General features: G+C 73.6%; 15 protein-coding genes and 1 pseudogene. 9 read left to right on the top strand and 7 right to left on the bottom strand.

Going from position 1 to position 20,943, the window contains the following annotated elements; all coding sequences use genetic code 11:
- Positions 1–105 precede the first annotated feature (105 nt).
- Positions 106–1,338, top strand: coding sequence for an acyltransferase family protein (locus ABEA04_RS17070; RefSeq protein ID WP_345461332.1), 1,233 nt, complete (start codon positions 106–108; stop codon positions 1,336–1,338).
- Here the strand turns inward: ABEA04_RS17070 and ABEA04_RS17065 are convergent.
- Together ABEA04_RS17065 and ABEA04_RS17060 are read right to left on the bottom strand one after the other, a co-directional pair.
- A complete protein-coding gene (locus ABEA04_RS17065; RefSeq protein WP_345461329.1) occupies positions 1,314–3,062 on the bottom strand; it encodes a hypothetical protein in 1,749 nt (582 codons plus the stop codon). The two genes, ABEA04_RS17070 and ABEA04_RS17065, sit on opposite strands and share 25 nt — an antisense overlap.
- Positions 3,059–3,910, bottom strand: a complete 852-nt coding sequence (locus tag ABEA04_RS17060) for a 2OG-Fe(II) oxygenase (protein WP_345461326.1) — start codon at positions 3,908–3,910, stop codon at positions 3,059–3,061. Before ABEA04_RS17060 ends, ABEA04_RS17065 begins: the two co-directional genes overlap by 4 nt.
- A 156-nt stretch (positions 3,911–4,066) precedes the next feature.
- Between ABEA04_RS17060 and ABEA04_RS17055 the strand changes: the two genes are divergently transcribed.
- From ABEA04_RS17055 to ABEA04_RS17045, 3 genes are read left to right on the top strand one after another with little or no spacing between them, the layout of a single operon-like run.
- Positions 4,067–5,530, top strand: a complete 1,464-nt coding sequence (locus ABEA04_RS17055) for a glycosyltransferase (RefSeq protein ID WP_345461324.1) — start codon at positions 4,067–4,069, stop codon at positions 5,528–5,530.
- 23 nt (positions 5,531–5,553) lie between these two features.
- Positions 5,554–7,551, top strand: a complete 1,998-nt coding sequence (locus ABEA04_RS17050) for a hypothetical protein (protein WP_345461321.1) — start codon at positions 5,554–5,556, stop codon at positions 7,549–7,551.
- Position 7,552: 1 nt separating this feature from the next.
- On the top strand, positions 7,553–8,686 hold the full coding sequence (locus ABEA04_RS17045; RefSeq protein ID WP_345461318.1) for a glycosyltransferase family 4 protein: 1,134 nt from the start codon (positions 7,553–7,555) through the stop codon (positions 8,684–8,686).
- On the opposite strand, the gene ABEA04_RS17040 is transcribed toward ABEA04_RS17045, so the two are convergent.
- Both ABEA04_RS17040 and ABEA04_RS17035 read right to left on the bottom strand, forming a co-directional pair.
- Complete coding sequence (locus ABEA04_RS17040; RefSeq protein WP_345461315.1) at positions 8,683–8,826, bottom strand: hypothetical protein; 144 nt, start codon at positions 8,824–8,826, stop codon at positions 8,683–8,685. The two genes, ABEA04_RS17045 and ABEA04_RS17040, sit on opposite strands and share 4 nt — an antisense overlap.
- A 30-nt stretch (positions 8,827–8,856) precedes the next feature.
- Positions 8,857–10,617, bottom strand: coding sequence for an MmpA family trehalose lipid delivery protein (locus ABEA04_RS17035; protein ID WP_345461311.1), 1,761 nt, complete (start codon positions 10,615–10,617; stop codon positions 8,857–8,859).
- A 40-nt stretch (positions 10,618–10,657) separates the two neighbouring features.
- On the opposite strand from ABEA04_RS17035, the gene ABEA04_RS17030 reads away from it, so the two are divergent.
- Positions 10,658–11,368, top strand: coding sequence for an O-methyltransferase (locus ABEA04_RS17030; protein ID WP_345461308.1), 711 nt, complete (start codon positions 10,658–10,660; stop codon positions 11,366–11,368).
- Between the two features lie 74 nt (positions 11,369–11,442).
- The gene (locus ABEA04_RS17025) at positions 11,443–12,732 is read left to right on the top strand and encodes a lipopolysaccharide biosynthesis protein (RefSeq protein WP_425577045.1); all 1,290 of its coding nucleotides are present in this window, start codon (positions 11,443–11,445) and stop codon (positions 12,730–12,732) included.
- A gap of 134 nt (positions 12,733–12,866) precedes the next feature.
- Here ABEA04_RS17025 and ABEA04_RS17020 read toward each other — a convergent pair.
- Together ABEA04_RS17020 and polA are read right to left on the bottom strand one after the other, a co-directional pair.
- Positions 12,867–13,889 (bottom strand): annotated as a pseudogene (locus tag ABEA04_RS17020) (acyltransferase family protein); the annotation flags it as partial.
- 635 nt (positions 13,890–14,524) lie between these two features.
- On the bottom strand, positions 14,525–17,212 hold the full coding sequence (polA, locus tag ABEA04_RS17015) for a DNA polymerase I (protein WP_345461302.1): 2,688 nt from the start codon (positions 17,210–17,212) through the stop codon (positions 14,525–14,527).
- A gap of 55 nt (positions 17,213–17,267) precedes the next feature.
- On the opposite strand from polA, the gene ABEA04_RS17010 reads away from it, so the two are divergent.
- Positions 17,268–17,690 (top strand): hotdog fold thioesterase, encoded by a 423-nt coding sequence (locus tag ABEA04_RS17010; protein ID WP_345461299.1) that lies wholly within the window; start codon positions 17,268–17,270, stop codon positions 17,688–17,690.
- A 180-nt stretch (positions 17,691–17,870) separates the two neighbouring features.
- On the opposite strand, the gene ABEA04_RS17005 is transcribed toward ABEA04_RS17010, so the two are convergent.
- Positions 17,871–18,452 (bottom strand): GNAT family N-acetyltransferase, encoded by a 582-nt coding sequence (locus tag ABEA04_RS17005; protein ID WP_345461296.1) that lies wholly within the window; start codon positions 18,450–18,452, stop codon positions 17,871–17,873.
- A 112-nt stretch (positions 18,453–18,564) separates the two neighbouring features.
- On the opposite strand from ABEA04_RS17005, the gene ABEA04_RS17000 reads away from it, so the two are divergent.
- The gene (locus ABEA04_RS17000; protein ID WP_345461293.1) at positions 18,565–19,311 is read left to right on the top strand and encodes a DUF554 domain-containing protein; all 747 of its coding nucleotides are present in this window, start codon (positions 18,565–18,567) and stop codon (positions 19,309–19,311) included.
- Positions 19,312–19,652: 341 nt separating this feature from the next.
- On the top strand, positions 19,653–20,942 hold the full coding sequence (locus tag ABEA04_RS16995) for a branched-chain amino acid ABC transporter permease (protein WP_345461290.1): 1,290 nt from the start codon (positions 19,653–19,655) through the stop codon (positions 20,940–20,942).
- Position 20,943: the final 1 nt, after the last annotated feature.

Genomic DNA, 20,943 nt, shown 5'->3' with positions numbered 1-20,943 from the left:
GAGCCGGTTCGTGGTCGCCGTCACACACGATCACCAAGGCGCGTCGTGGGCGCACCTCGGGCGAGGCCCGGCGGCGGCCGACGGGTCGCCACTACAGTCGCCGCCATGGCTGCGGAGACCAGGGGCGAGGACGCCGACCCGCGCGCCCGTGTCGACGCTGCGACGACGGGCGACGGCGACCGGCCCGGGACCCGCAGCCGGCTGACGGGGCTCGACGGCCTCCGGGGCGTCGCGATCCTGCTCGTGGTGGTCTCGCACGGCTGGCTGCTGTGGCCGACCGAGACCATCGACGGCAACGACGGCCTGCGCATCCTGTTCCGCAACGGCAACTTCGCCGTCACGGTCTTCCTCTTCGCCGCCGGGTTCCTCACCTACCGCTCGCTGGCGGCCCACGGCCTGGCGCGGGCGCGCATCGGCCGGACGACGGTCAGGCGGGTGCTGCGGGTCGCCCCGATCACGCTCGTCGTGCTGCCCGCCGTCCTGCTCGTCGGCGCCTTCGACGGCGACGACACCTTCAGCAGCCGCACCAACGCCGAATCGGTGTGGCACGTGGTGACCTACACCTGGAACTGGTTCCTGCAGGACGACCTCGCCGCGGCCCGGTGGGACCTCGGGCACCTCTGGTACCTCTCGGTCGACATGCAGGCGTTCCTGTTCTGCGCCGTCGTCATCTACCTGCTGCGGCGTCGTCCGGGCTGGCTCGCCGTCACCCTGACCGGGCTGCTGCTGCTCTTCACCTGGTGGCGCGTGCACGTCTCGGGCATCGAGCCCGAGCTGCTCGTGCTGCTGCGCACGACGGCGCGCATCGATGCCTTCGTCGCCGGCGTCCTCACCGCGCTCGTCGTCGCCCACCTGGCCCGCACCGAGCTGCGCCCCCGCAGCCTGACGATCGTCGCGACGACTGCCCTCGCGGCGGCGCCGCTCCTCGCCTGGTACTGCTCGCACGACCAGCGCTTCCTGCACTGGGGCGTCACCCTGTTCGAGATCGACCTCGCGCTGCTGGTCGGCGCGCTCGCGCTGGGGGCCCGCAGCCCGCGGGTCCTGACCGCTGCCCCCCTGGTCTTCCTGGGTCGCAACTCGCTGCCGATCTACGTGTGGCACTACCCCGTCTTCGCCGCCGTCGCGCGCAACGTGCCGGAGTGGGGGTGGGTGCCCCGGGCCCTGCTCGGCTTCGCGCTCACCGCGGTGGCGTGCGCCGCCAGCCACTACCTCGTCGAGCGGCGCGTCGGCCGGATGCTCGACCACCCCCGGTGGCGGCGGGAGGAGTCACCCGCTGCCGGCGACACCGGCGACACCGGCGACGCGCGCGCGACTCAGCCGGCGCAGATCTCGAAGTAGTCCCCGGAGTCGAAGCCGACCTCGAGCGTGACCACCTGCGCGGTGGTGGCGATCGAGAGCGTGTCGCCGGGGTCGACGTCCCAGGTCTGCGGGTCGCCGCGCACGCCGAGGTCGTCGCGCACCAGCGTGGTGGTCACGGTGCCGGCCCGGCTGGTCACGGTGATCGCCGCGCCCTGGTAGCTGGTGACCCGCAACGACGGCGTCCCGGACGTCGCGAGGTAGCGGCCGCAGCCGGGGCCCTGCTCGAGCGGGGTCGTGAAGGACAGCGACTCCAGGCGGGACGGCAGCATGGACGCCGGGTCGAGCGGCGGCTCAATGTCGGGGTCCTCGGCGAGCGGCTCGTCGCTGACCCGGACGAAGAAGCGCGACTCGGCCGCGATGCGGTCGGCCTGGTCGACCTCGTAGGCCGGGATCTCGGACTGCGCCTCCGGCTCGGTGAGGCGGGCGAGGTCGAAGCCGCTGAAGTACTCGCCGCGGGTGGCGTCATTGATGGGGACCTCGCCGGTGGAGACCGCCGCGAGGGTGCCACGCAGCAGGGTCTGGCCGAGGTCGCCGGCGTCGCCGACGAGCCGAGCGGTCGTGCGCTGGTCGACGGCGGCATTGACCAGCACGCCGAGCGCGAGCGCGGCCGCGCCGACCGCCAGGATGCGCCGGGAGGCGTCCGGCACGCGCGGGGAGACGGCGTCGATCACCACCTGCACGGCCAGGGCGGCGGCCGGCACGAGCAGCACCAGCACGACGTAGCGGTAGCGGCTCGTCAGCACCTGCGCGTCACCGAACGGCACCTGCGCCACCGAGCTGAGGACGGCGTGCACCGCGGCCGCGAGCAGCCCCGCCAGCCCGAGGGCGGCCAACCGGGGGGCTCGGGCGGCGCCGACCAGCGCACCCACCACGGCACCCACGAGCAGCGTCGCCCCCAGGTTCGGCGCCAGGACGACGTCGCCGAAGGGCTGCGCGAGCAGGGTGGCGGCCGCCTCGGGCACCTCCAGCCACTCCGCGCCGCGGATGTAGAGCCGGTCGCCGCCGCGCCCGGCGAGGAGGTACCAGGTCACGAAGCTCACGGCGGGCAGCGCGACGGTGGCGAGCATCGTCCGCCAGCCCCGCGCCAGGGCGAAGCAGCCCACCCACACCGCGGCCACCACGCCTCCGATGGAGAGCATCACCGCGACCAGCAGCACGAGGTTGCCGACCAGGACGCTCCTGGCGGAGAAGTCACCGCCGATCAGCACGTGCAGGGTGACGAGGCCCAGGGCGAGCGCCGCGGTGAGCGCCACGGGCGCCTCGACGAGGAAGGCCTCCGAGCCCGAGCCGTAGGTGAGCACCAGCAGCGCCGCCACCAGGGCGGTCCAGCGGTTCAGGCCGAGCCGCACCAGGATGGCGTAGAGCAGCACCACGACCGCGAGGTGCACCAGCACCGTCAGCGCGAGGTAGGGCAGGTAGGTGCGCAGCCCGAAGAGCTCGAACATCACGCGGTAGACCGCGATCAGCACGGGCTGCCAGTGGCCGGCGTGCGGCTCGTTGAGGCCCTCCGTGCCGCCGGGCAGTCCGCCGCGCTCGGTGAAGTAGTGGATGACGTCGCCGCTGAACCAGCCGCGGCTGCCGACCACCAGCGCGATGACGCCCTGGACCAGGACGCCGACGCCGAGCACGACCTCGGGCCACGCCGGACGGCGCCGCCACGACGACCGGAACCGGTCGACCGCAGGCCAGGTGCGGGCGGTCACCGCCTCTTTCCGCGGAGCCGGGCCAGGCGGGTCAGGGCCCGCTGGGCGACGTCCGTGTCACCGACCCGCCGGCGCAGCCGGTCGTAGCCGGCCACCAGCCAGCGGTCGGCGGTGATCGCGGCGCGCTTGAAGCCCTTCTCGTCGGGCCGGGCGCGGTAGTTCGTCGCACGACGCACCGGTGCGTCCTCGCGGGTGAAGTAGTACATCGCCAGCGACCGGCGGGCCTGGTCGGGCGGGCAGGTCAGGCCCTCGGGATGGCCGTGGAAGCTGTCGACCGTCGTGGTGAAGATCAGCATGCGGTTGCCGCGGGGCGTCACCGTGGCCTGGCAGGCCTGCATGTCCTTGTCCCACAGCTGCAGCTGGCCACCCCACTCCTCCGGCCACTCCTCGTTCAGGTACAGCAGGATGTTGACCCGCCGCGCCCAGTCCTGGTGGGTGTGGTGGGTGGTGAAGTCGGCGTGGATGTTGAGGTGGCCGTCGCGCAGCGTCTGGTGCAGGCCGCCGCCGTCCATGGTGAAGTCGGCGATCAGGTCGTCGATGCCGGTGAGGCGCTGCAGGAAGTCGACGAACTCCGGCGTGCAGAACGCCTCGGCCAGCGAGCGGATGCTCGGCGCCCAGGTATCGGGCTGGGTGTTGGCGTACTTGGTCTCGTTGACGTGCAGGTAGCCGCGCCAGAACTCGTCGCGGATCGCCGGGAAGTCACGCACCGCGGCGGCGAAGGCCTCGGAGGTCAGCACGTCGTCGAGGACGATGTGCGGGAAGGGCTCTGCGCTGCGGTAGCTCGCGGCCTTGCCGTCGAGATCGTCGAGCAGCGAAGCCATGTCGACCAGCTCCAGCACCTGCGTCATGGCGCGCATCATGCCACCCGACGACGGCGCGTCCGGGCGCCTGCCCCGATTGCCCCCGGGCGGGTCGGTGGACCGGGTTATGCTCCCCCGGATCTGGAGGCCGTGGCCGACCGCGAGGGCGGCGCGGCCTCAGGCATGCCAGGGAGGGAGCACCTGATGACCGCGCCGACGCACGCCCGTGGGTCGCTGACCGACCAACCCCGTGTGGGGGTCCTGGTCGTGGCCTACAACGCGTCGGCGACGCTGGCCCGCACGCTCGCCCGCATCCCCGCGGGGTTCGCCGAGACCGTCGACCACGTGCTCGTCTGCGACGACGCCAGCGCCGACGACACCTACGCCGTGGGCATGCGCTTCCGCGACACCTCGCCCTTCCCGGTCACCGTGGTGCGCCACGAGCGCAACCTGGGCTACGGCGGCAACCAGAAGGCCGGCTACCGCTGGGCGCTCGAGCACGGCCTGGACGCCGTCGTGCTGCTCCACGGCGACGGCCAGTACGCCCCTGAGCACATCGAGGACCTCGTCGCTCCGCTGCTCCGCGGCGAGGCGGACGCGGTCTTCGGGTCGCGGATGATGCACCGCGGCGCCGCCCGTGCCGGCGGCATGCCGATGTACAAGCTGGTCGGCAACCGCATCCTCACCCGGTTCCAGAACGCGCTGACCGGCCAGCAGCTCACCGAGTGGCACTCCGGCTACCGCGCCTACCGCACCGATGCCCTCGCCGACCTCGACCTCGAGTCGTACTCGAACGGGTTCGACTTCGACACCGAGATCATCCTGGGGCTGATCCGCGCCGACAAGCGGATCCTCGAGGTGCCGATCCCCACCTACTACGGCGACGAGATCTGTTACGTCGACGGCCTGCGCTACGCCCGCGACGTCTCCCTGGACGTCGCGAAGCACTGGGCCAACGAGCGCGGCTTCGGGGGCGGCGTCGCGTCGTCCGAGAGCGACCTGTACGAGTTCAAGGCGACCGGGTCGCACGGCGTCCTGCTCGACTGGCTGCGTGGCCGCGAGCCGCTGCGTGTGCTCGACGCGGGCTGCTTCGACGGTCGCTTCGCCGACCTGGTGCGCCGCCTGGGCCACCACGTCACCGGCCTGGACCGCATGAAGCACGACGGCGTGGCCGACCGGGTCGACACCTTCGTCGAGGCCGACCTGAACCAGCCGCTGCCCGCCTCGCTCGAGCGTGAGTACGACGTGATCGTCGCCGGCGACATCCTCGAGCACGTGATGGAGCCGCAAGAGCTGCTGAGCGGCCTGGTCGCGCGGCTCGCGCCCGGCGGCGAGGTGCTGGTCTCGGTGCCGAACTTCGGCCACTGGTACCCGCGGGGCCGGATCGCGGTCGGCAAGTTCGACTACGACCAGCGCGGTCCACTCGACCGCGGCCACATCCGCTTCTTCACCCGCACCACCATCGAGCGGCTCTTCGACGACTGCGGGTTGCGCATCGTCGAGTCGACCGTGGTGGGCACCCCCTTCGACTCGCTGCTCGGCGGGGCCGAGAACGGCCGCGACGGCAGCCCCGCCGCGCAACGGCTCGGCAAGGTGGACGACGCGCTGGTGCGCTGGTGGCCGCGGATGTTCGGCTACCAGTTCCTCTACCGACTGGTCACCACGTGACACCACCCCACCATCGGCGCCGGGTGATCATCAGCACCGCCGCCGGGCTGGGGACCGGTGGTCTCGCCTTCGCCGTCATCCTGCTCGGCTTCGGCCGCGACCTCGGCCGGACCGCGCTCGCCTCGGGCTTCTACTCCGGCGTCTACGACCTGCAGGGCCGCGCCCTCCTGGACGGCAGCATCGCGGTGCCCGACGGCAGCATGGGCATCGAGGGCTTCGTCCGCGGCGACCAGACCTTCATGTACTTCCCGCCGTTCCCGGCGGTGCTGCGGCTGCCGGTGCTGATGACGACGAACGAGTTCGACGGCCGGCTCACGCTGGTCTCGATGGCGATCGCCTACGTCGTCTTCGCGGTGATGCTGACCAAGCTCGCCTGGCTGGCCCTCGCCCGGGTCACCGAGAGCGACGAGGTGACCCGTACCGGCGCCACCCTGGTCGGGATCTTCCTCGCCGCGGCCTCGGGCGGCACGTTCCTGACCTACGACGCGGCGCTGCCGTGGGTCTACCACGAGGTCTACCTGTGGGCGGTCGCCTCCGCCGTCGGCGCGCTGTACTGGCTCACCCGCGTCGTCATCGAGCCCAGCTGGTACGCCGCCCGCTGGCTCGGCTTCTTCGCCCTCGTCGCGGTCGGCACCCGCGCCACGGAGGGCTGGGCCCTGTGCCTCACCGTGATCGGCGTCGCCCTCTGGATGCGGTTCCGACCGAGCACCGCAGGCCACCGGACGGCGTGGTGGGGCGTGCTCACCGCGGGCGCCGTCCCGCTCGCCGCCTCGATCGCGCTCAACGTCTACAAGTTCGGGCACCCGCTGCTGTTCCCGCTGCAGGACCAGGTCTGGACCCAGCTGAACGACCACCGCCAGGCCGCGCTCGACGCCAACGGCGGCGGCCTCACCGGACCACAGTTCTTCACGACCTCGTTCATGGCCTACCTGCGGCCGGACGGCATCCGGTTCGTCGACTACTTCCCGTTCATCACCCTCCCGGCCGAGCCGGCCCAGGCCTACAACGGCGCTTTCGTCGACCAGGCCTACCGCACCGGCAGCGCGACGGCGTTCATGCCGCTGCTGATGCTGCTCACGATCGTGACCGTGCTGGTGCTCCTCGGCCGGTGGGCCCCCGTGGGCGCGCGGGCCTTCCGCGCCCCGATGCTCGCCGGCATCCTCATCACCGGCGGCGTCATGGGTTACGGCTACTACGCCACCCGGTACACCACGGAGTTCGTGCCCGCGCTCGTGCTCGGCGGCGCGGTCGGCACGGCCCTCGTCGTCCGACTGGTCGGCCGGTGGCGGCCCGGGCGGGTGCCCGCCGTCGCCCTCGCCGCGGTGCTGACGGTCTTCGCCGTGCTCGCCCAGCTCGCCATCGGCACCGCCTCGCTCGCCACCGCCGCGCGAGGGACGACGCTCCGCGACTACCTGGCCTGGCAGCAGCGCGTCTCGCCTGACGCCCAGGCCGACCTGGTCGGCACCGTCACCGGCCTCCCCGAGGGCGGTCGCACCGACGACCTCGCCATCCGCGGTGACTGCGACGCGTGGTACCTCAACACCGGTGACGCCTACGAGCCGTGGCTGACCGTGCAGTCGCGCGACGTGGCCGTGCGGGTCAGGGCTGACGGCACCCTCCGCGCCGGACGGATGCTGTTGTTCGAGGTGCCGCAGACCCAGCAGCGGGTGCTGCTCGAGGTCGACGACGACGAGCAGCTCCGCGTGGTGCTGCGCGACCCCGACGGCGAGGCGGGCGGCGCCTGGGTCTCCCTGCCGCCGGAGGGCTACCTGCAGGTGACGCTGCGCAACCTGACCGAGCTCGGCGCCTGGCAGGTCACCGGCAGCGCGGGCGGCTTCGTCGGCTACGTCAGCTCGACCTACATCGACGACGACTGGATCAGCCACCCCACCGACCTCGTCGACGGCACCTCGGACGACGCCGCCGAGCGGCTCGGCGTCCGTCTCGAGGACGTCGCGACGCTCGACCTCCCGCTGTGCCGCAGCCTGCTCGAGCGTTCCGGCGTCGCGGCCGGCGGCTGACGTGCGGATCGCCTTCCTCACCTGGCGCGACACGACGCACCCCGACGGCGGCGGATCGGAGGTCTACGTCGAGTCGGTGGCCGCCGAGCTGGCGCGGCGCGGGCACCGGGTCGACGTCGTGTGCGCCCGCCACGGAACGGCGCCACGGCGCGAGCAGCGCGACGGCATGACGATCCACCGCACCGGCGGCCGGCTCACCGTCTACCCACGCGCCCTGGGCTGGCTCCTGCGACGCCGCCGCTCCGTCGACGTCGTGGTCGACGTCGTCAACGGCCTGCCCTTCGCCGCTCCCCTGGTGCGCCGACGCGGCGTGGTGGCGCTGGTGCACCACCTGCACGAGCAGCAGTGGCACATCATCTACCCCGGACTCGGTGGCCGGGCGGGCTGGTTCGTCGAGAGCCGGGTGACGCCGCGGCTGTACCGGCAGTGCCGGTTCGTGGCCGTCTCGGCCGCCACCGCCCGCGACCTGGTGTCGCTCGGCGTCGCAGGAGCGAGCATCGCGGTCGCCCGCAACGGCCTCGTCGTCACGCCCGATGCCCGCCCCGCCGTCACGAGTCCTGCGGCGCCCTCGGCGGCACCGCGGCTGTGCGTGCTGGCCCGCCTCGTGCCGCACAAGCGCATCGACATGGCCCTCGAGGTGCTCGCCCGCCTCGCCGACGAGCGGCCCGACCTCGGGCTCGACCTGGTCGGTGAGGGCTGGTGGCGCGAGCCGCTCGAGGACGCCGCCGCCCGGCTCGGCGTCGCCGGTCGCGTCACCTTCCACGGTCACGTCGACGCGGCGGAGCGTGACCGGCTGCTGGCGCAGGCGTGGCTGACGCTCGTCCCCTCGGTGAAGGAGGGGTGGTGCCTGGCCATCACCGAGGCCGGCGCCCAGGGCACCCCGAGCATCGCCTTCGACGACGCCGGCGGCGTCACGGAGTCCATCGACGACGGCGTGACCGGCCTCCTCGTGCCCGGGCCGTCGGGCGTCGACGGCCTCACGGCGGCGACACGTCGGCTGCTCGACGACGGCCGGCTGCGGGACCGGATGGGCGAGGCGGCGCGCGTCAAGGCTCACGGACTCACGTGGGGCGCGACGACCGACGTCGTCGAGGGCGTGCTGAACGAGGCGGCGTCAGAGCGCAGCCGGGGCTAGTTGCCGTACTGCTCGATGCTGCTCTGCGAGACCGGGTTGGTGTCGGGGGCCTTGGTCTGCGACCAGATCAGACCGAACATCACCACGACGGCGAGCACAGCGCCGACGAGCGGTGCCAGCAGCACCGTCACGCTCTTCACCACAACGACCTCCTCGATTCGAGCCCGACCCTACACCGGACGACGCCCGGCCGAGACCCGTCGGGCCCTCGCGTCTGACGCACCTGCGGTGCGGCGCCGCCGGGCCACCGCGAGGCAGCCGAGGGCGATGACGCCGAACCCGAGGTGCGCACCGACGACGGCCGCCCGGCGCGCCCCTCCGACCGGCGGCACCGGTCTCGGGTCGGGCACCGCGTAGACCGCCACGTGCGGCCCCTCGAAGATCAGGGACAGCCCGGCGACGTCGACCTCGTCGGCACCGGGCGCGTCGCGGTAGACCACCACGCGACCGACTCCGAGCCCACCGAGCCGCTCGGGGCCAGCGCCGCCCGACAGCGCCGCGTCGACGCGCGAGGCGACGGCGCTCTCGCCCTCGACCGCCGTCGAGCCCACCACGAGGTCGTCGTCGGTCACGACCCGGGCGCTGCTCCACCGCGTCATCGGGTCGGAGGCCGTGAGCCCGTTGCCCCAGCCGACCGAGCGGTAGGAGCGCCACGGCAGCGTCACGACGAGCTCGTCGTCCGGCGTCCCGTCGACCACGGTGACGGCCTCGCGCAGGTCGGCGGGCACGACGACCGGTTCGACCGTCGGCCAGGTGACCGTCGTGGCGTCGGGCAGCAGCACGACCGGCGCCGCCAGCAACGGCAGCAGGGCCGCCCGCCTGACGTCGGCGTCGCGGTCCGCGAGCCAGGCCTCCACGCGGGCCACGGCGCCGCCCAGCGCCACGGCCACGAGCAGGACGGCGGGCGCGAGCAGCTTCTGCCCGTCGCGCAGCAGCCCGGCACCGGGCACCGTCTCGACGGCCCACCGCAGCACCTCCTGCCCGGGACCGACCGCGCTCAGCAGCGCGAGGGCCGCGCCGGCCGCGGCCACGACCGTCGGTCGCACCAGGTCGCGCGACCAGGCGCGGTGCAGCCGCGGCCAGCCCACCGCCACGACCATCACGACGATCACCGCGGCTGCCACGGCCACCCACGTGGTGCGGGTGGCGGGCTCGGCGGCGGCGTCCCAGATGCCGCCGAGGCCGAGCAGCGCCACCACCGGCCCGCTCGCGGCCTCGGTATCGGGCGCGAAGGCGGCCACACCGGCGGGGTCGGAGACACCGGCGCCGCTCAGCAGGGCCGCCACGACCCACGGCGCCTGCAGCAGCACGCCGACCAGGCCGACCACCGTCGCCGGGCGGGAGCGGCGCGCGCCGCAGGCGAGGAGGGTGGCGAGGGCCAGCAGCCCCCCGGTCGGCGTCAACGAGGCGAGCGCCGTCCAGGCCAGGGCCGCCGCCCCGTCACGCGCGGCACCGTCACGACGGTGCCGGGTGGCCGCCACGGCGATCCACGGCAGGCAGCCGTAGGCGAGCAGCAGGGCCCACTGCCCCAGCGCGAGCCGCTCGACGACGAAGGGGTTCCACACCGCCATCGCGCTCGCGGCCAGGCGCGGGGCCGTGCCCCAACCGGCGAGGACGCGGAGCACGCCCCAGCCCGCCAGGGCGACGGAGAGAGGCAGCACGAGCCGCGCCAGCACCTCGCCGTCGACGAGCAGGGTCAGCAGGCTCACCACGGCGTCGAGCGGCACGGCGCGCGGCGAGCCGTCGGTCAGGCCCAACACCGCGTCGCTGAACGGCTGCCGCGGCACGAAGACGAGGTCCCGGGCCAGCGGGATCCCACCCGAGACCAACAGTGGAGCGAGCAGGACGACGGCCAGCAGCAACGGCCACGCCGCCCAGGCCGCCCAGGCCGACCGCGCCGCCGCCCGGCCCCAGGCGCTGCGCTCAGCCACGGCGCACACCCTATGCTGGCCGCCCGCGACCTGGACCGAGATGACAAGCATTCCGACCCCCTTCGACGCCGTGTGGCCGACGGTCGACGCCATTCCAGGCTGGCTGACGCACGAGCAGGCGGGCGTGCTGCACGACGCGGCCCTGGCGGCCGGCCCCGGTGCGCGGGTGGTCGAGATCGGCAGCCACCTCGGGCGTTCCACCGTCACCCTGGCCACCGCATTGCCCGAGGGCGCCGTGCTCACCGCCGTCGACCCGTTCGGCCCCGACTGGCGGTACGGGCTCGAGGACACCGAGGCGCGGTGTCGCGAGCACCTCGCCTCCGCCGGGGTCGCCCACCGGGTCGACCTGCGGGTCGCCACCGGGCGTGAGGTGCTGGCCGGCTGGCACGAGCCCGTCGCGGTCGTCTACGTCGACGGCAAGCACGACTACCTCTCCGTCGTCGCCGACCTGCGGTGGGAGCGGCACCTGGTGCCGCTCGGTCGGCTGCTGGTGCACGACGCCTACTCCTCGCTCGGCGTGACCCTCGGCCTGCTGCGCGTGCTGCTGACCACCTCGAGGCTGCGCTACGTCGGCCGGACGGGCTCGCTGGCCGTCCTCGAGCACGCCCGCCCCACCCTGCGCGATCGCGCGCGCGCCGTCGTGCCTCTGCCGTGGTTCCTGCGCAACCTGGTGGTCAAGGTGCTGCTGCGTCTCCGCTTGGCGGCCCTGGCCCGGCGCCTGGGCCACGACGGTCCCGACGACCCGTTCTGAGGGCCGCGGCGCGCGGGCCGGCGGGTGCGGTCCCTCCGCCGGCGGCCCTCGAGCCCCGTGCCACACTCCCCTGCGTGCCAGACCAGAACCCCGCCACGCCCACCGGGCGGGCGGGGGCTCCGGCGTCCCGGGTGCGCGACGATCCGCGCGGCGGGGCGGCGATCGCGGTGGCGATCGGCGTCATGAACATCGCCACCTACGGCTTCCAGATCGTGGCGGCGCGGGCGCTCGGACCCCAGCAGTACGGCGCGCTGGCCGCCGTGATGAACCTGCTGCTGGTCATCAGCGTGGCCTCGCTCGCGCTGCAGGCCACCGCCGCGCGGCGCATCGCTGCCGCGCCGGGCGACGTGGCCGCCGTCGAGGACGGCGTCCGCCGGGTCACGTGGCGCGCCGCCCTCGGCCTGGGGGCGGTGCTGGTGCTCGCCGCGCCGCTCGTCAACGAGCTGCTGCGGCTCGAGAGCGTCGGCACGGCCGTGCTGGTCGGCCTGATCGCGGTGCCGCTGACCGTCATGGGCGGGCTGGCCGGCACGCTGCAGGGCGAGCGGCGGTGGACGTCGCTGGCGCTGCTCTACGTCGCGGCCGGCGTCCCGCGGCTTGCGGTCGGCTCGGCCCTCATCCTCTGGCGACCCGAGGAGCTGACCGCGGTGGTCGGCGTCCTCGTCGGCGCGCTGGCCCCGGTCGCCGTCGGCGTCTACGCGCTGCGTCACCGCCTCGGTGGCGACCACGCCCCGAGCGACACCGACCACGGCACCCGGTCGTTGGTGCGCGAGTCGCTGCGCAACAGCCAGGCGCTGCTGGCGTTCTTCGCCGTCACCAACATCGACGTGATCATCGCCCGCAACCTGCTCGACGACCACGACTCCGGGCTCTACGCGGGCGGGCTGATCCTCACCAAGGCAGTGCTGTTCCTCCCGCAGTTCGTCGTGGTGCTCGCGTTCCCGTCGATGTCGACCGGCGCTGACCGCCAGCGCGCCCTGCGGCTCAGCCTGGTGCTGGTCGCCGCGCTGGGGGCGGTCGGCGTGCTGGCGGCCTACCTGCTCAGTGACGTCGCGCTGATCTTCGTCGGCGGCGACGACTACGCCGAGGTGCGTGGTGAGCTGTGGCTCTTCGCCATCCTCGGCACGCTGCTCTCGATGATCCAGCTGCTGGTCTACGCCCTGCTGGCCAGAGAGGGCGGTCGCGCGGTGCTGCTGCTGTGGCTGGCGCTCGCGGCGCTGCCGGTGTTGGCGGCCACCCTGGTCGGCTCGGTGGAGGGACTGCTGACCGTGGTGCTCGCCGTCAACGCGGTGCTCTTCGTGGCGCTGCTCGGCGTCGTGCTGCTGCGGGGCGGCCACGCGGCCCACGCGGCCGCCGACGACGACTGAGACGACTGAGGCGCGCCGGCCCGGCGGGGCACCCGGCTCGACGTCGCCCGGTGGCGCCCGGCGGCAGGACGCCGCGACCACGCCAGGCACGGTCGCTCGACCAGCACCCACGTGGCCGCGCCCAGCGCGACGCTGACGGCCAGCACCACCGCCACCCAGGCCAGGACGCCGGCGAGACCGGTGCGCCACGGGGCGTGCGGCACCAGCAGCACGATGACGGGCACGTGCCACAGGTAGACGCCGTACGACCAGCGGCCGATGGCGGTGAGCCACCGGGCGGTGAGCACGCGGTCGACCGGCCCGCCCGCAGGACCGAGCACCGCGGCGACCAGCAGCACCACCGCGATCAGCAGCGCGCAGGCGAAGACGAGCTGTCGCTGCAGCGGGTCGGCCTGGCCGAACCGGTCGGGCCCGGCGAGCGACGACGTGCTCAGCGTCGCCGCGACCACGAGCACGAGCGCCACCGGCCACGGCCGCACCAGCAGCGCCCGGACGCCGGCCAGCCGCACCAGCCCGTCCCGCTCTGCGTCGGCGAGGTGGGCGAGCAGGGCACCCGCCCCGAAGCAGACCGCGAACGCGGGCAGCCACTGCGCCTCGACGGCGCGCGGCGAGGCGTCGGAGGACACCAGGTGCCAGCGCCACGCCACCGAGACCACGACCGAGGAGGCCAGGACGGCGGCGACCAGCCACACCGCCCGCCGCGGCTCGTGGCCCCGGGCGGCGAGGGCCAGGCCGATCCCGAGCACCGGCAGCACGACGTACCAGGCGAGCTCGACCGCGAGGGTCCAGGTCTGCTGGTAGCCGACCGGGGCACCGTCGGGGTGCAGCCCGGTGGTGAGCGTCAGCGCGCGCAGCCACGACCCGCCGTCCGCGGGCCGCGCCGGCGGGTGCAGGACGACGAGCACGGCCAGCACGACGAGGTAGGCCGGCCACAGCCGCAGCACCCGCCGCCGGGCGAAGACGCGCACGGACGGCCGGACGGCCCGACCGATCGCCCACCGCGTCCAGGGGCGGGCGAGCAGGTAGCCCGACAGCACGAACATCAGCATCGTGCCGAGCAGGTGGACGCCCAGACCAGGCCGGTCGGTGCGACCCACGGCGTGGATGAGCACGACGCTCAGCGCGGCGACGCCCCGCAGCCCGTCGACGGCGGCCACCCGGCCGCGTTGCTGACCCGGGACGGCCGCATGGGCGCGCCACGTCGTCCCCCCGGCGTCCACGAGGAGGATGCAACCAGGTATCGGGCGGGTGGTGGGGCCGAACCGCCCAGACGGGTCGGCGTCACGCGCGCCGCTCGCTCGACGACCATCGACGACGGCGCGACGACGGCGCACGCTCGCAAGCCCGACCCCACGTGTGCGCCCCGACCACAGCAGCTCCCGACCCCGCGGCGCACGGAGCGCAGGTGCGGCCCACCGGCGGCAGCCCGTGACGATGACACGAGGGGGTGACACTCAACGAGCACCCGATCACCACGCCACGGCGCCGGGAGCCTGGCCGTTGACCTCCCGGCGTCTCGACACGCGGGTCGCGACCCCACGGTTCCTGAGCCTGTCGAGGGGCGGTCGCGCCGCTCGCTCGACGACCATCGACGACGGCGGGGGCGGCGAGGGCGACTTGGGCGAGGCCTCCCGACCACACGTGGGCGCCCCGACCACGGCAGCACTCGGCCACACGGCGCACGGAGCGGAGGGCCGGCCCGGGTGCTGGACCCCTCGCCAGCCCAGACCGGCGGCAGCCCTCGACGATGAAGCGAGGGGGCGGCACCGGCCGGCCCGGAGCGACCAGAGGACTAGTGGGCGGCGGCGTGCCAGGAGTGGCCGGTGCCGACGGAGACGTCGAGGGGGACGAGCAGGTCGGCGGCGGCGCCCATCTGCTCGCGCACCAGCGCCTCGAGGGTCTCCGACTCCCCCGGCGCGACCTCGAAGACGAGCTCGTCGTGCACCTGGAGCAGCATGGTGGAGGCGAGGCCCTGCTCGTCGATCGCGCGCTGCGTGTGCAGCATCGCCACCTTGATCAGGTCGGCGGCCGAGCCCTGGATGGGGGCGTTGAGCGCCATGCGCTCGGCCATCTCGCGGCGCTGCCGGTTGTCGGAGTTGAGGTCGGGCAGGTAGCGGCGGCGACCCATGATGGTCTCGGTGTAGTCGTCGCGACGGGCCTGCGCCACCACGCCCTGCAGGTAGTCGCGGATGCCGCCGAAGGTCTCGAAGTACTCCTCCATCAGCCCGCGCGCCTCGCTCGGGTCGATGCCGAGCTGCTGGCCGAGGCCGAAGGCCGACAGCCCGTAGGCCAGGCCGTAGTTCATCGCCTTGATCTTGGCCCGCATCTCGACGGTGACCTCGTCGGCGGGCACGTCGAAGACCCGCGAGGCGGTGATGGAGTGGAAGTCGCGGCCCGACTTGAACGCCTCGATGAGCAGCTCGTCGGTGGACAGGTGCGCCATGATGCGCATCTCGATCTGGCTGTAGTCGGCCGTCATCAGGCTCTCGCCGGCCGGCCCCACCACGAACGCCTCGCGGATGCGGCGTCCCTCCTCGGTGCGGATCGGGATGTTCTGCAGGTTGGGCTCGGTGCTCGACAGGCGCCCGGTGGCCGCGATGGTCTGGTTGAACGTGGTGTGGATGCGACCGTCGGGCGCGACGGTCTTGAGCAGGCCCTCGATGGTCTGGCGCAGGCGGATGACGTCGCGGTGGCGCAGCAGGTGCGCCAGGAACGGGTGGTCGGTCTTGGCGTAGAGCCCGGCCAGCGCGTCGGCGTCGGTGGTGTAGCCGGTCTTGGTGCGCTTGGTCTTCGGCATCTGCAGCTCGTCGAACAGCACGGTCTGCAGCTGCTTGGGCGAGCCGAGGTTGATCTCCTTGCCGATGGCGGCGTAGGCGGCCTCGGCCGCGGCGCGCACCTCGGTGTCGAACTCGGCCTGCAGCCGCTCGAGGTGCTCGACGTCGACGGCGATGCCGGTCTGCTCCATGCGGGCCAGCAGGTGCACCAGCGGCAGCTCGACGGCGGCCAGCAGCGCCGCGCCGCCGCGCTCGTCGAGCTGCTCGTCGAGCGCCTCGGCGAGGTCGAGGACGGCGCGCGCGTGCAGCATGGCCGGGCTCGCGACGTCGGTGCCCTCGTCGAACAGCAGACCCTGCTCGCTCTCGGCCTGCTCCTGCTTCAGCTCGCGCTTGAGGTAGCGCACGGTGAGGTCGGCGAGGTCGTAGGAGCGCTGGTCGGGCCGCGCCAGGTAGGCCGCCAGCGCGGTGTCGCTGACGACGCCGGCCAGCCGCCAGCCGTGGGCCGCCAGGGCCAGCTCGGGGCCCTTGGCGTCGTGGAAGACCTTCGGCTTGGCCGGGTCGGCCAGCCACGCGGCGAGCGCCGCGTCGTCGTCGGGGGTGAGCGTGGCGACGTCGACGTAGGCCGAGCGGCCGGTGGCGGTGGCCAGCCCGATGCCGTCCACGCTGCCGGTGCCGCTGCCCCAGCTGCCGCGCACGTGCAGGCCGGTGCGCTCCTCGCCCAGCTCGGCGACCCACGCGGCGACCGTGCCCGGCTCGAGGGTCTGCCCGACCAGCTCGAAGCCGCTCTCGTCGAGCTCTTCGACCGAGTCGACCTCCTCGAAGAGCCGGTTGCGCAGCACCCGGAACTCCAGCCCGTCGAAGAGGGTGTGCACCTCCTGCCGGTCCCACGCCTGGCGGGCGAGGTCGGCCGGGCCGACCTCGAGGTCGAGGTCACGCACCAGCGCGTTGAGCCGGCGGTTGCGGATGACGTCGCCGAGGTGCTCGCGCAGCGCCTCGCCCTTCTTTCCGCCGATCTGGTCGGCGTGGGCGATGACGTTGTCGAGGCCGTCGAACTGGTTGAGCCACCGCGCCGCGAACCCCTGGCCCACGCCGGGGACGCCGGGCAGGTTGTCGGAGGTCTCGCCGACGATGGCGGCCAGCTCGGGGTAGCGGTCGGGCGGGACGCCGTAGCGCTCCTCGACCTTCTCGGGCGTCATGCGCCACATCTCGGAGACCCCGCGCGAGGGGTAGAGCAGCGTGGAGCGATCGGTGACCAGCTGCAGCGCGTCGCGGTCGCCGGAGAGGATCAGCACCTCCATGCCCTGGTCGAGGGCCTGGGTGGTGAGCGTGGCGATGATGTCATCGGCCTCGTAGCCGGGCTTCTTCAGGAACGGCACCCGCAGCGCGTCGAGCACCTCCTCGATCAGCGGCAGCTGGCTGCTGAACTCGTCGGGGCTCTTGTTGCGCTTGGCCTTGTACTCGGCGTACTCGTCCATGCGGAAGGTCTGGCGCGAGACGTCGAAGGCGACCGCGAGGTGCGTCGGCTTCTCGTCGCGCATCATGTTGATGAGCATCGAGGTGAAGCCGAAGACGGCGTTGGTGTGCTGGCCCGTGGTGGTGGAGAAGTTCTCGACCGGGAGCGCGAAGAACGCGCGGTAGGCCAGGGAGTGCCCGTCGACCAGCAGCAGGCGGGGCGGGCTGGCGGCGTCGGTGACGGACTGGCTCACGCCCGACAACCTAGCCGCCGCCACCGACAGCCCGACGCGCGGTGAGAATGGGTCGGTGAGCGAGAACCAGAGTGACGACCAGGTGGCCCCGGGCGGCCTGCCGATGGGCCCGTTGAACGAGAAGCTCGGCATCGAGATCCTCGAGGCGTCCCCCGACCGGCTGGTCGCGACCATGCCGGTCGAGGGCAACCAGCAGCCCTTCGGCCTGCTGCACGGCGGCGCGTCGGTCGTGCTGGCCGAGAGCCTCGGCTCGGTCGGCTCGGCGATGCACGCGCGCGGCCTCGGCAAGATCGCGGTCGGCGTCGACATCAACGCCACCCACCACCGCTCCGCGACGTCCGGCCTGGTCACCGGCGTCGCCACCCCGCTGCACCTCGGCCGCTCGATGGCCTCGTGGGAGATCGTCATCAGCGACGACGCCGGACGCCGCGTCTGCACCTCACGCATCACCTGCGCCCTCATCGAGCCCAAGCAGTAGCAGCCTCCCGGACGTCGACGTCGTCCGTGCGCGGTCTCGAGGCTCGGCCGTGGCCGGCCTCGCACCTCGACCATCGTCAGGGGCGACACCACAGCGGCCGAGGGCATCCACGCTGGTCGAGGTGCGAGGAGCCCCGGCGACGAGCCTCGAGACCACCGGCCCCGCAGGGCTGTGGCCGACCTACTCCGAGACGACGGGGCGGGCGCGGCGGGCGGAGCGGCGGGCGGCCAGCACCCGGGTGAGCTGACGGCCGCCACCGGCGCTGGCCGGACGGGTGGCCGTCAGCCGCGCGCGGACGGCGACCACGGGCGCGACGCGCAGCGTGCCGAGGGGCCCGAGGGCCAGGCGGGCCATGAAGCGGTTGCCGTCGCGCGAGCCGGGCGAGGTGGAGGAGACGGCAGTGGCCAGGTGCGGGACGCCGGCCTCCTCGGCGAACGCGACCGCGCAGTCCATGAGGGTGCGACCGATGCCGCGGCGCCGGAACGGCGTGGCCACGCACGGCGAGACGACCTGCACCGCGAGGTCGAGGTTGAGCGGGGTGACGGTGGCGATGCGCAGCAGCACCGCGCCGGCCGGCTCGCCGTCGTACTCGGCGACCACCAGCCGCTGCTCCGGCGAGACGTGGGCGGTCTTGACCAGCTGCTCGACGTCGGCCAGCAGGTCGGGCCGCTCGGCCCGACGCAGGCCGTCGGCCCACAGGTCGACCAGGAACTCCGCGTCGGTGGGCTCGGCCTCGCGGAGGCTGACCAACGATCGACTCACGAGGGACTCACCCTCCTCATCCCGGCTCCACGACCGGCCGCCCGGTCACGACCCGCCACACTACGCTCAGCCCGCTGGCTTGTCCGACGTACCCAGGTAAAGGAAGCACCGCGTGATCCCTGGCACCGGAACGGCGGTCAACGTCGTCGCCGTCCTCGCCGGCGCGGTGGTCGGCCGGTTGCTCGGCAACCGCCTCCCGACCCGCACGCGCGACCTGGTCACCGACGGCCTCGGCCTCGTGACGCTGCTGATCGCGGCGACGTCGGCCGTCGCCGTCCTCGACCCCGTGCTGGCCCGCGAGGTGGGCGACAGCGCGCCGATGCTGATCGTGCTCGGCGCGGTGCTGATCGGCGGCATCACGGGCTCGCTGCTGGGGCTGGAGTCGCGGGTGACGGCGCTCGGCGGTTGGCTGCAGCGACGCCTGGCCGGCGAGGCGGGCTCGGCCGAGCGGCAGCGCTTCGTGGAGGGGTTCGTGGTCGCGTCGCTGATCTTCTGCACCGGGCCGCTGACGATCCTCGGCTCGTTGAACGACGGCATCGGCAACGGTGCCGAGCAGCTGTACCTGAAGTCGACGCTCGACCTGTTCGCCGCGATCGCGTTCGCAGCGTCGTTCGGGTGGGGCGTGGCGGCCAGCGCGATCACGGTGGTCGTGGTGCAGGGGTCGCTGACGCTCGTGGGCGTGGGGCTGGGCGACGTGCTGCCCGACGCCCACCTGGCCGCCATCACCGCCACCGGTGGCCTGCTGCTGGTCGGGGTGGCGCTGCGCCTGCTGCGCATCCGCGAGATCCCCGTGGCCGACCTGCTGCCCGCGCTGCTCGTGGCCCCGCTGCTGGTCACCCTGGTCGCCGCGTTGCGCTGAGCGGACGTCGTCCGCGGGCGTCGGGCGGCGTTACGGCCGGGTAACGGTTGCCGGGCCGCGATGAAGATGTGCCGCGGTTCCGCGACGGACCGGGGGCGGACGCCGTACTGTGCCGTGCGCGGGTGACGTCGAGCCGGTCCGAGGATCGTGGGGTTGCGGTCCGGCTCCCACGGCTCCCGCTGTGGATATGATCCGCCGGACCTGCAGCCGGCGGGTCCGCCTCGTACTTCTGACGACAGACGCCCGGACCGCCCACAGGAGCCGCCTTGCCCATCCACCTGCCTGCGCCCGCGGCCCGGTCGTCACGACCGTCGCGACCCGCGCGGCCGCGACGACGCGGCGTGGCCTCGATCCTCGCCATGCTCGCCGGCCTCATCGGCGTCCTCGCCTTCGTCGGCCCCGCCGCGGCCCCGGCCTCGGCGGCCTGCGACGGCACCGCCATCGACAAGACCATGTCCGGTCGCCTGGTCAACAGCGCCGACGACGGCGCCCCCGTCGCCGGCGTGGCCATCACCGTCACCAACTGCGACGGCGAGACCTTCCCCGGCGAGACCTCGGACGACGGCAGCTTCACCATCGAGTTCAGCGCCGGCATCGGCCCGGTGCAGGTCGACCTCGACCCCGAGACGCTGCCCGAGGGCGTGACGATGCGCAGCGGCGAGCCGACGACGCAGACGCTGACCGGCTCGCTGACCGAGCTCAACGTCACCTTCCTCATCGGCCCCGACAACCGCGACGTCGAGACGAAGGCCGACCGGATCCCCGGCCTGATCTACAGCGGTCTGCTGTTCGGCCTGATCCTCGCGATGGCCGCGCTCGGCCTGTCGATGGTCTTCGGCACGACGGGCCTGACGAACTTCTCCCACGGCGAGCTCGTCACCTTCGGCGCCGTGATGGCGTTCTTCTTCAGCTCGACCCTCGCGCTGCCGTTCCTGCTGGCGGTGCCGCTGACCCTCCTGGTCGCCTTCGGGTTCGGCTGGCTGCAGGACACCGCGCTCTGGCGGCCGCTGCGCAAGCGCGGCACGGGCCTGATCGCGATGATGATCGTGAGCATCGGCCTGCAGTTCCTGCTGCGCAACGTGCTGGCCTACTCGACCGGCTCGCGCACCTCGAACTACGACGAGTACGTCACCGCCGAGGGCAAGGACTTCAACGGCTGGTTCACCTACACCAACCGCGACATCGTCATCATCATCTGCTGCGTCGTGGTGCTGCTGAGCGTGATCCTCACGCTCTCCTACACCCGCCTGGGCCGCGCGACCCGCGCGGTGGCCGACAACCCGGCGCTGGCGGCGTCCACCGGCATCAACGTCGACCGGGTGATCTCGCTGGTCTGGATCGTCGGCACCGGCCTGGCCGCCCTCTCGGGGGTCTTCCTCGGCTTCACGCTGGGCGTGACCTACCAGATCGGCCAGCTGACGCTGCTGCTGCTCTTCGCGGCCTGCTGCGTCGGTGGCCTCGGCTCGGTGTGGGGCGCCCTGATCGGCAGCCTGATCATCGGCGTGCTGATCGACCTCTCCACGCTGGTCATCCCGGCCGACCTGAAGAACGCGGGTGCGCTGGTGCTGCTGGTCGTCATCCTGCTCGTGCGACCCCAAGGCCTGCTCGGCCGCCGGGAACGGATCGGCTGAG

The sequence above is a fragment of the Nocardioides marinquilinus genome (assembly GCF_039543705.1).
In the GTDB taxonomy this organism is placed as follows: domain Bacteria; phylum Actinomycetota; class Actinomycetes; order Propionibacteriales; family Nocardioidaceae; genus Nocardioides; species Nocardioides marinquilinus.
This window is presented reverse-complemented; position numbering and strand designations above follow the sequence as displayed.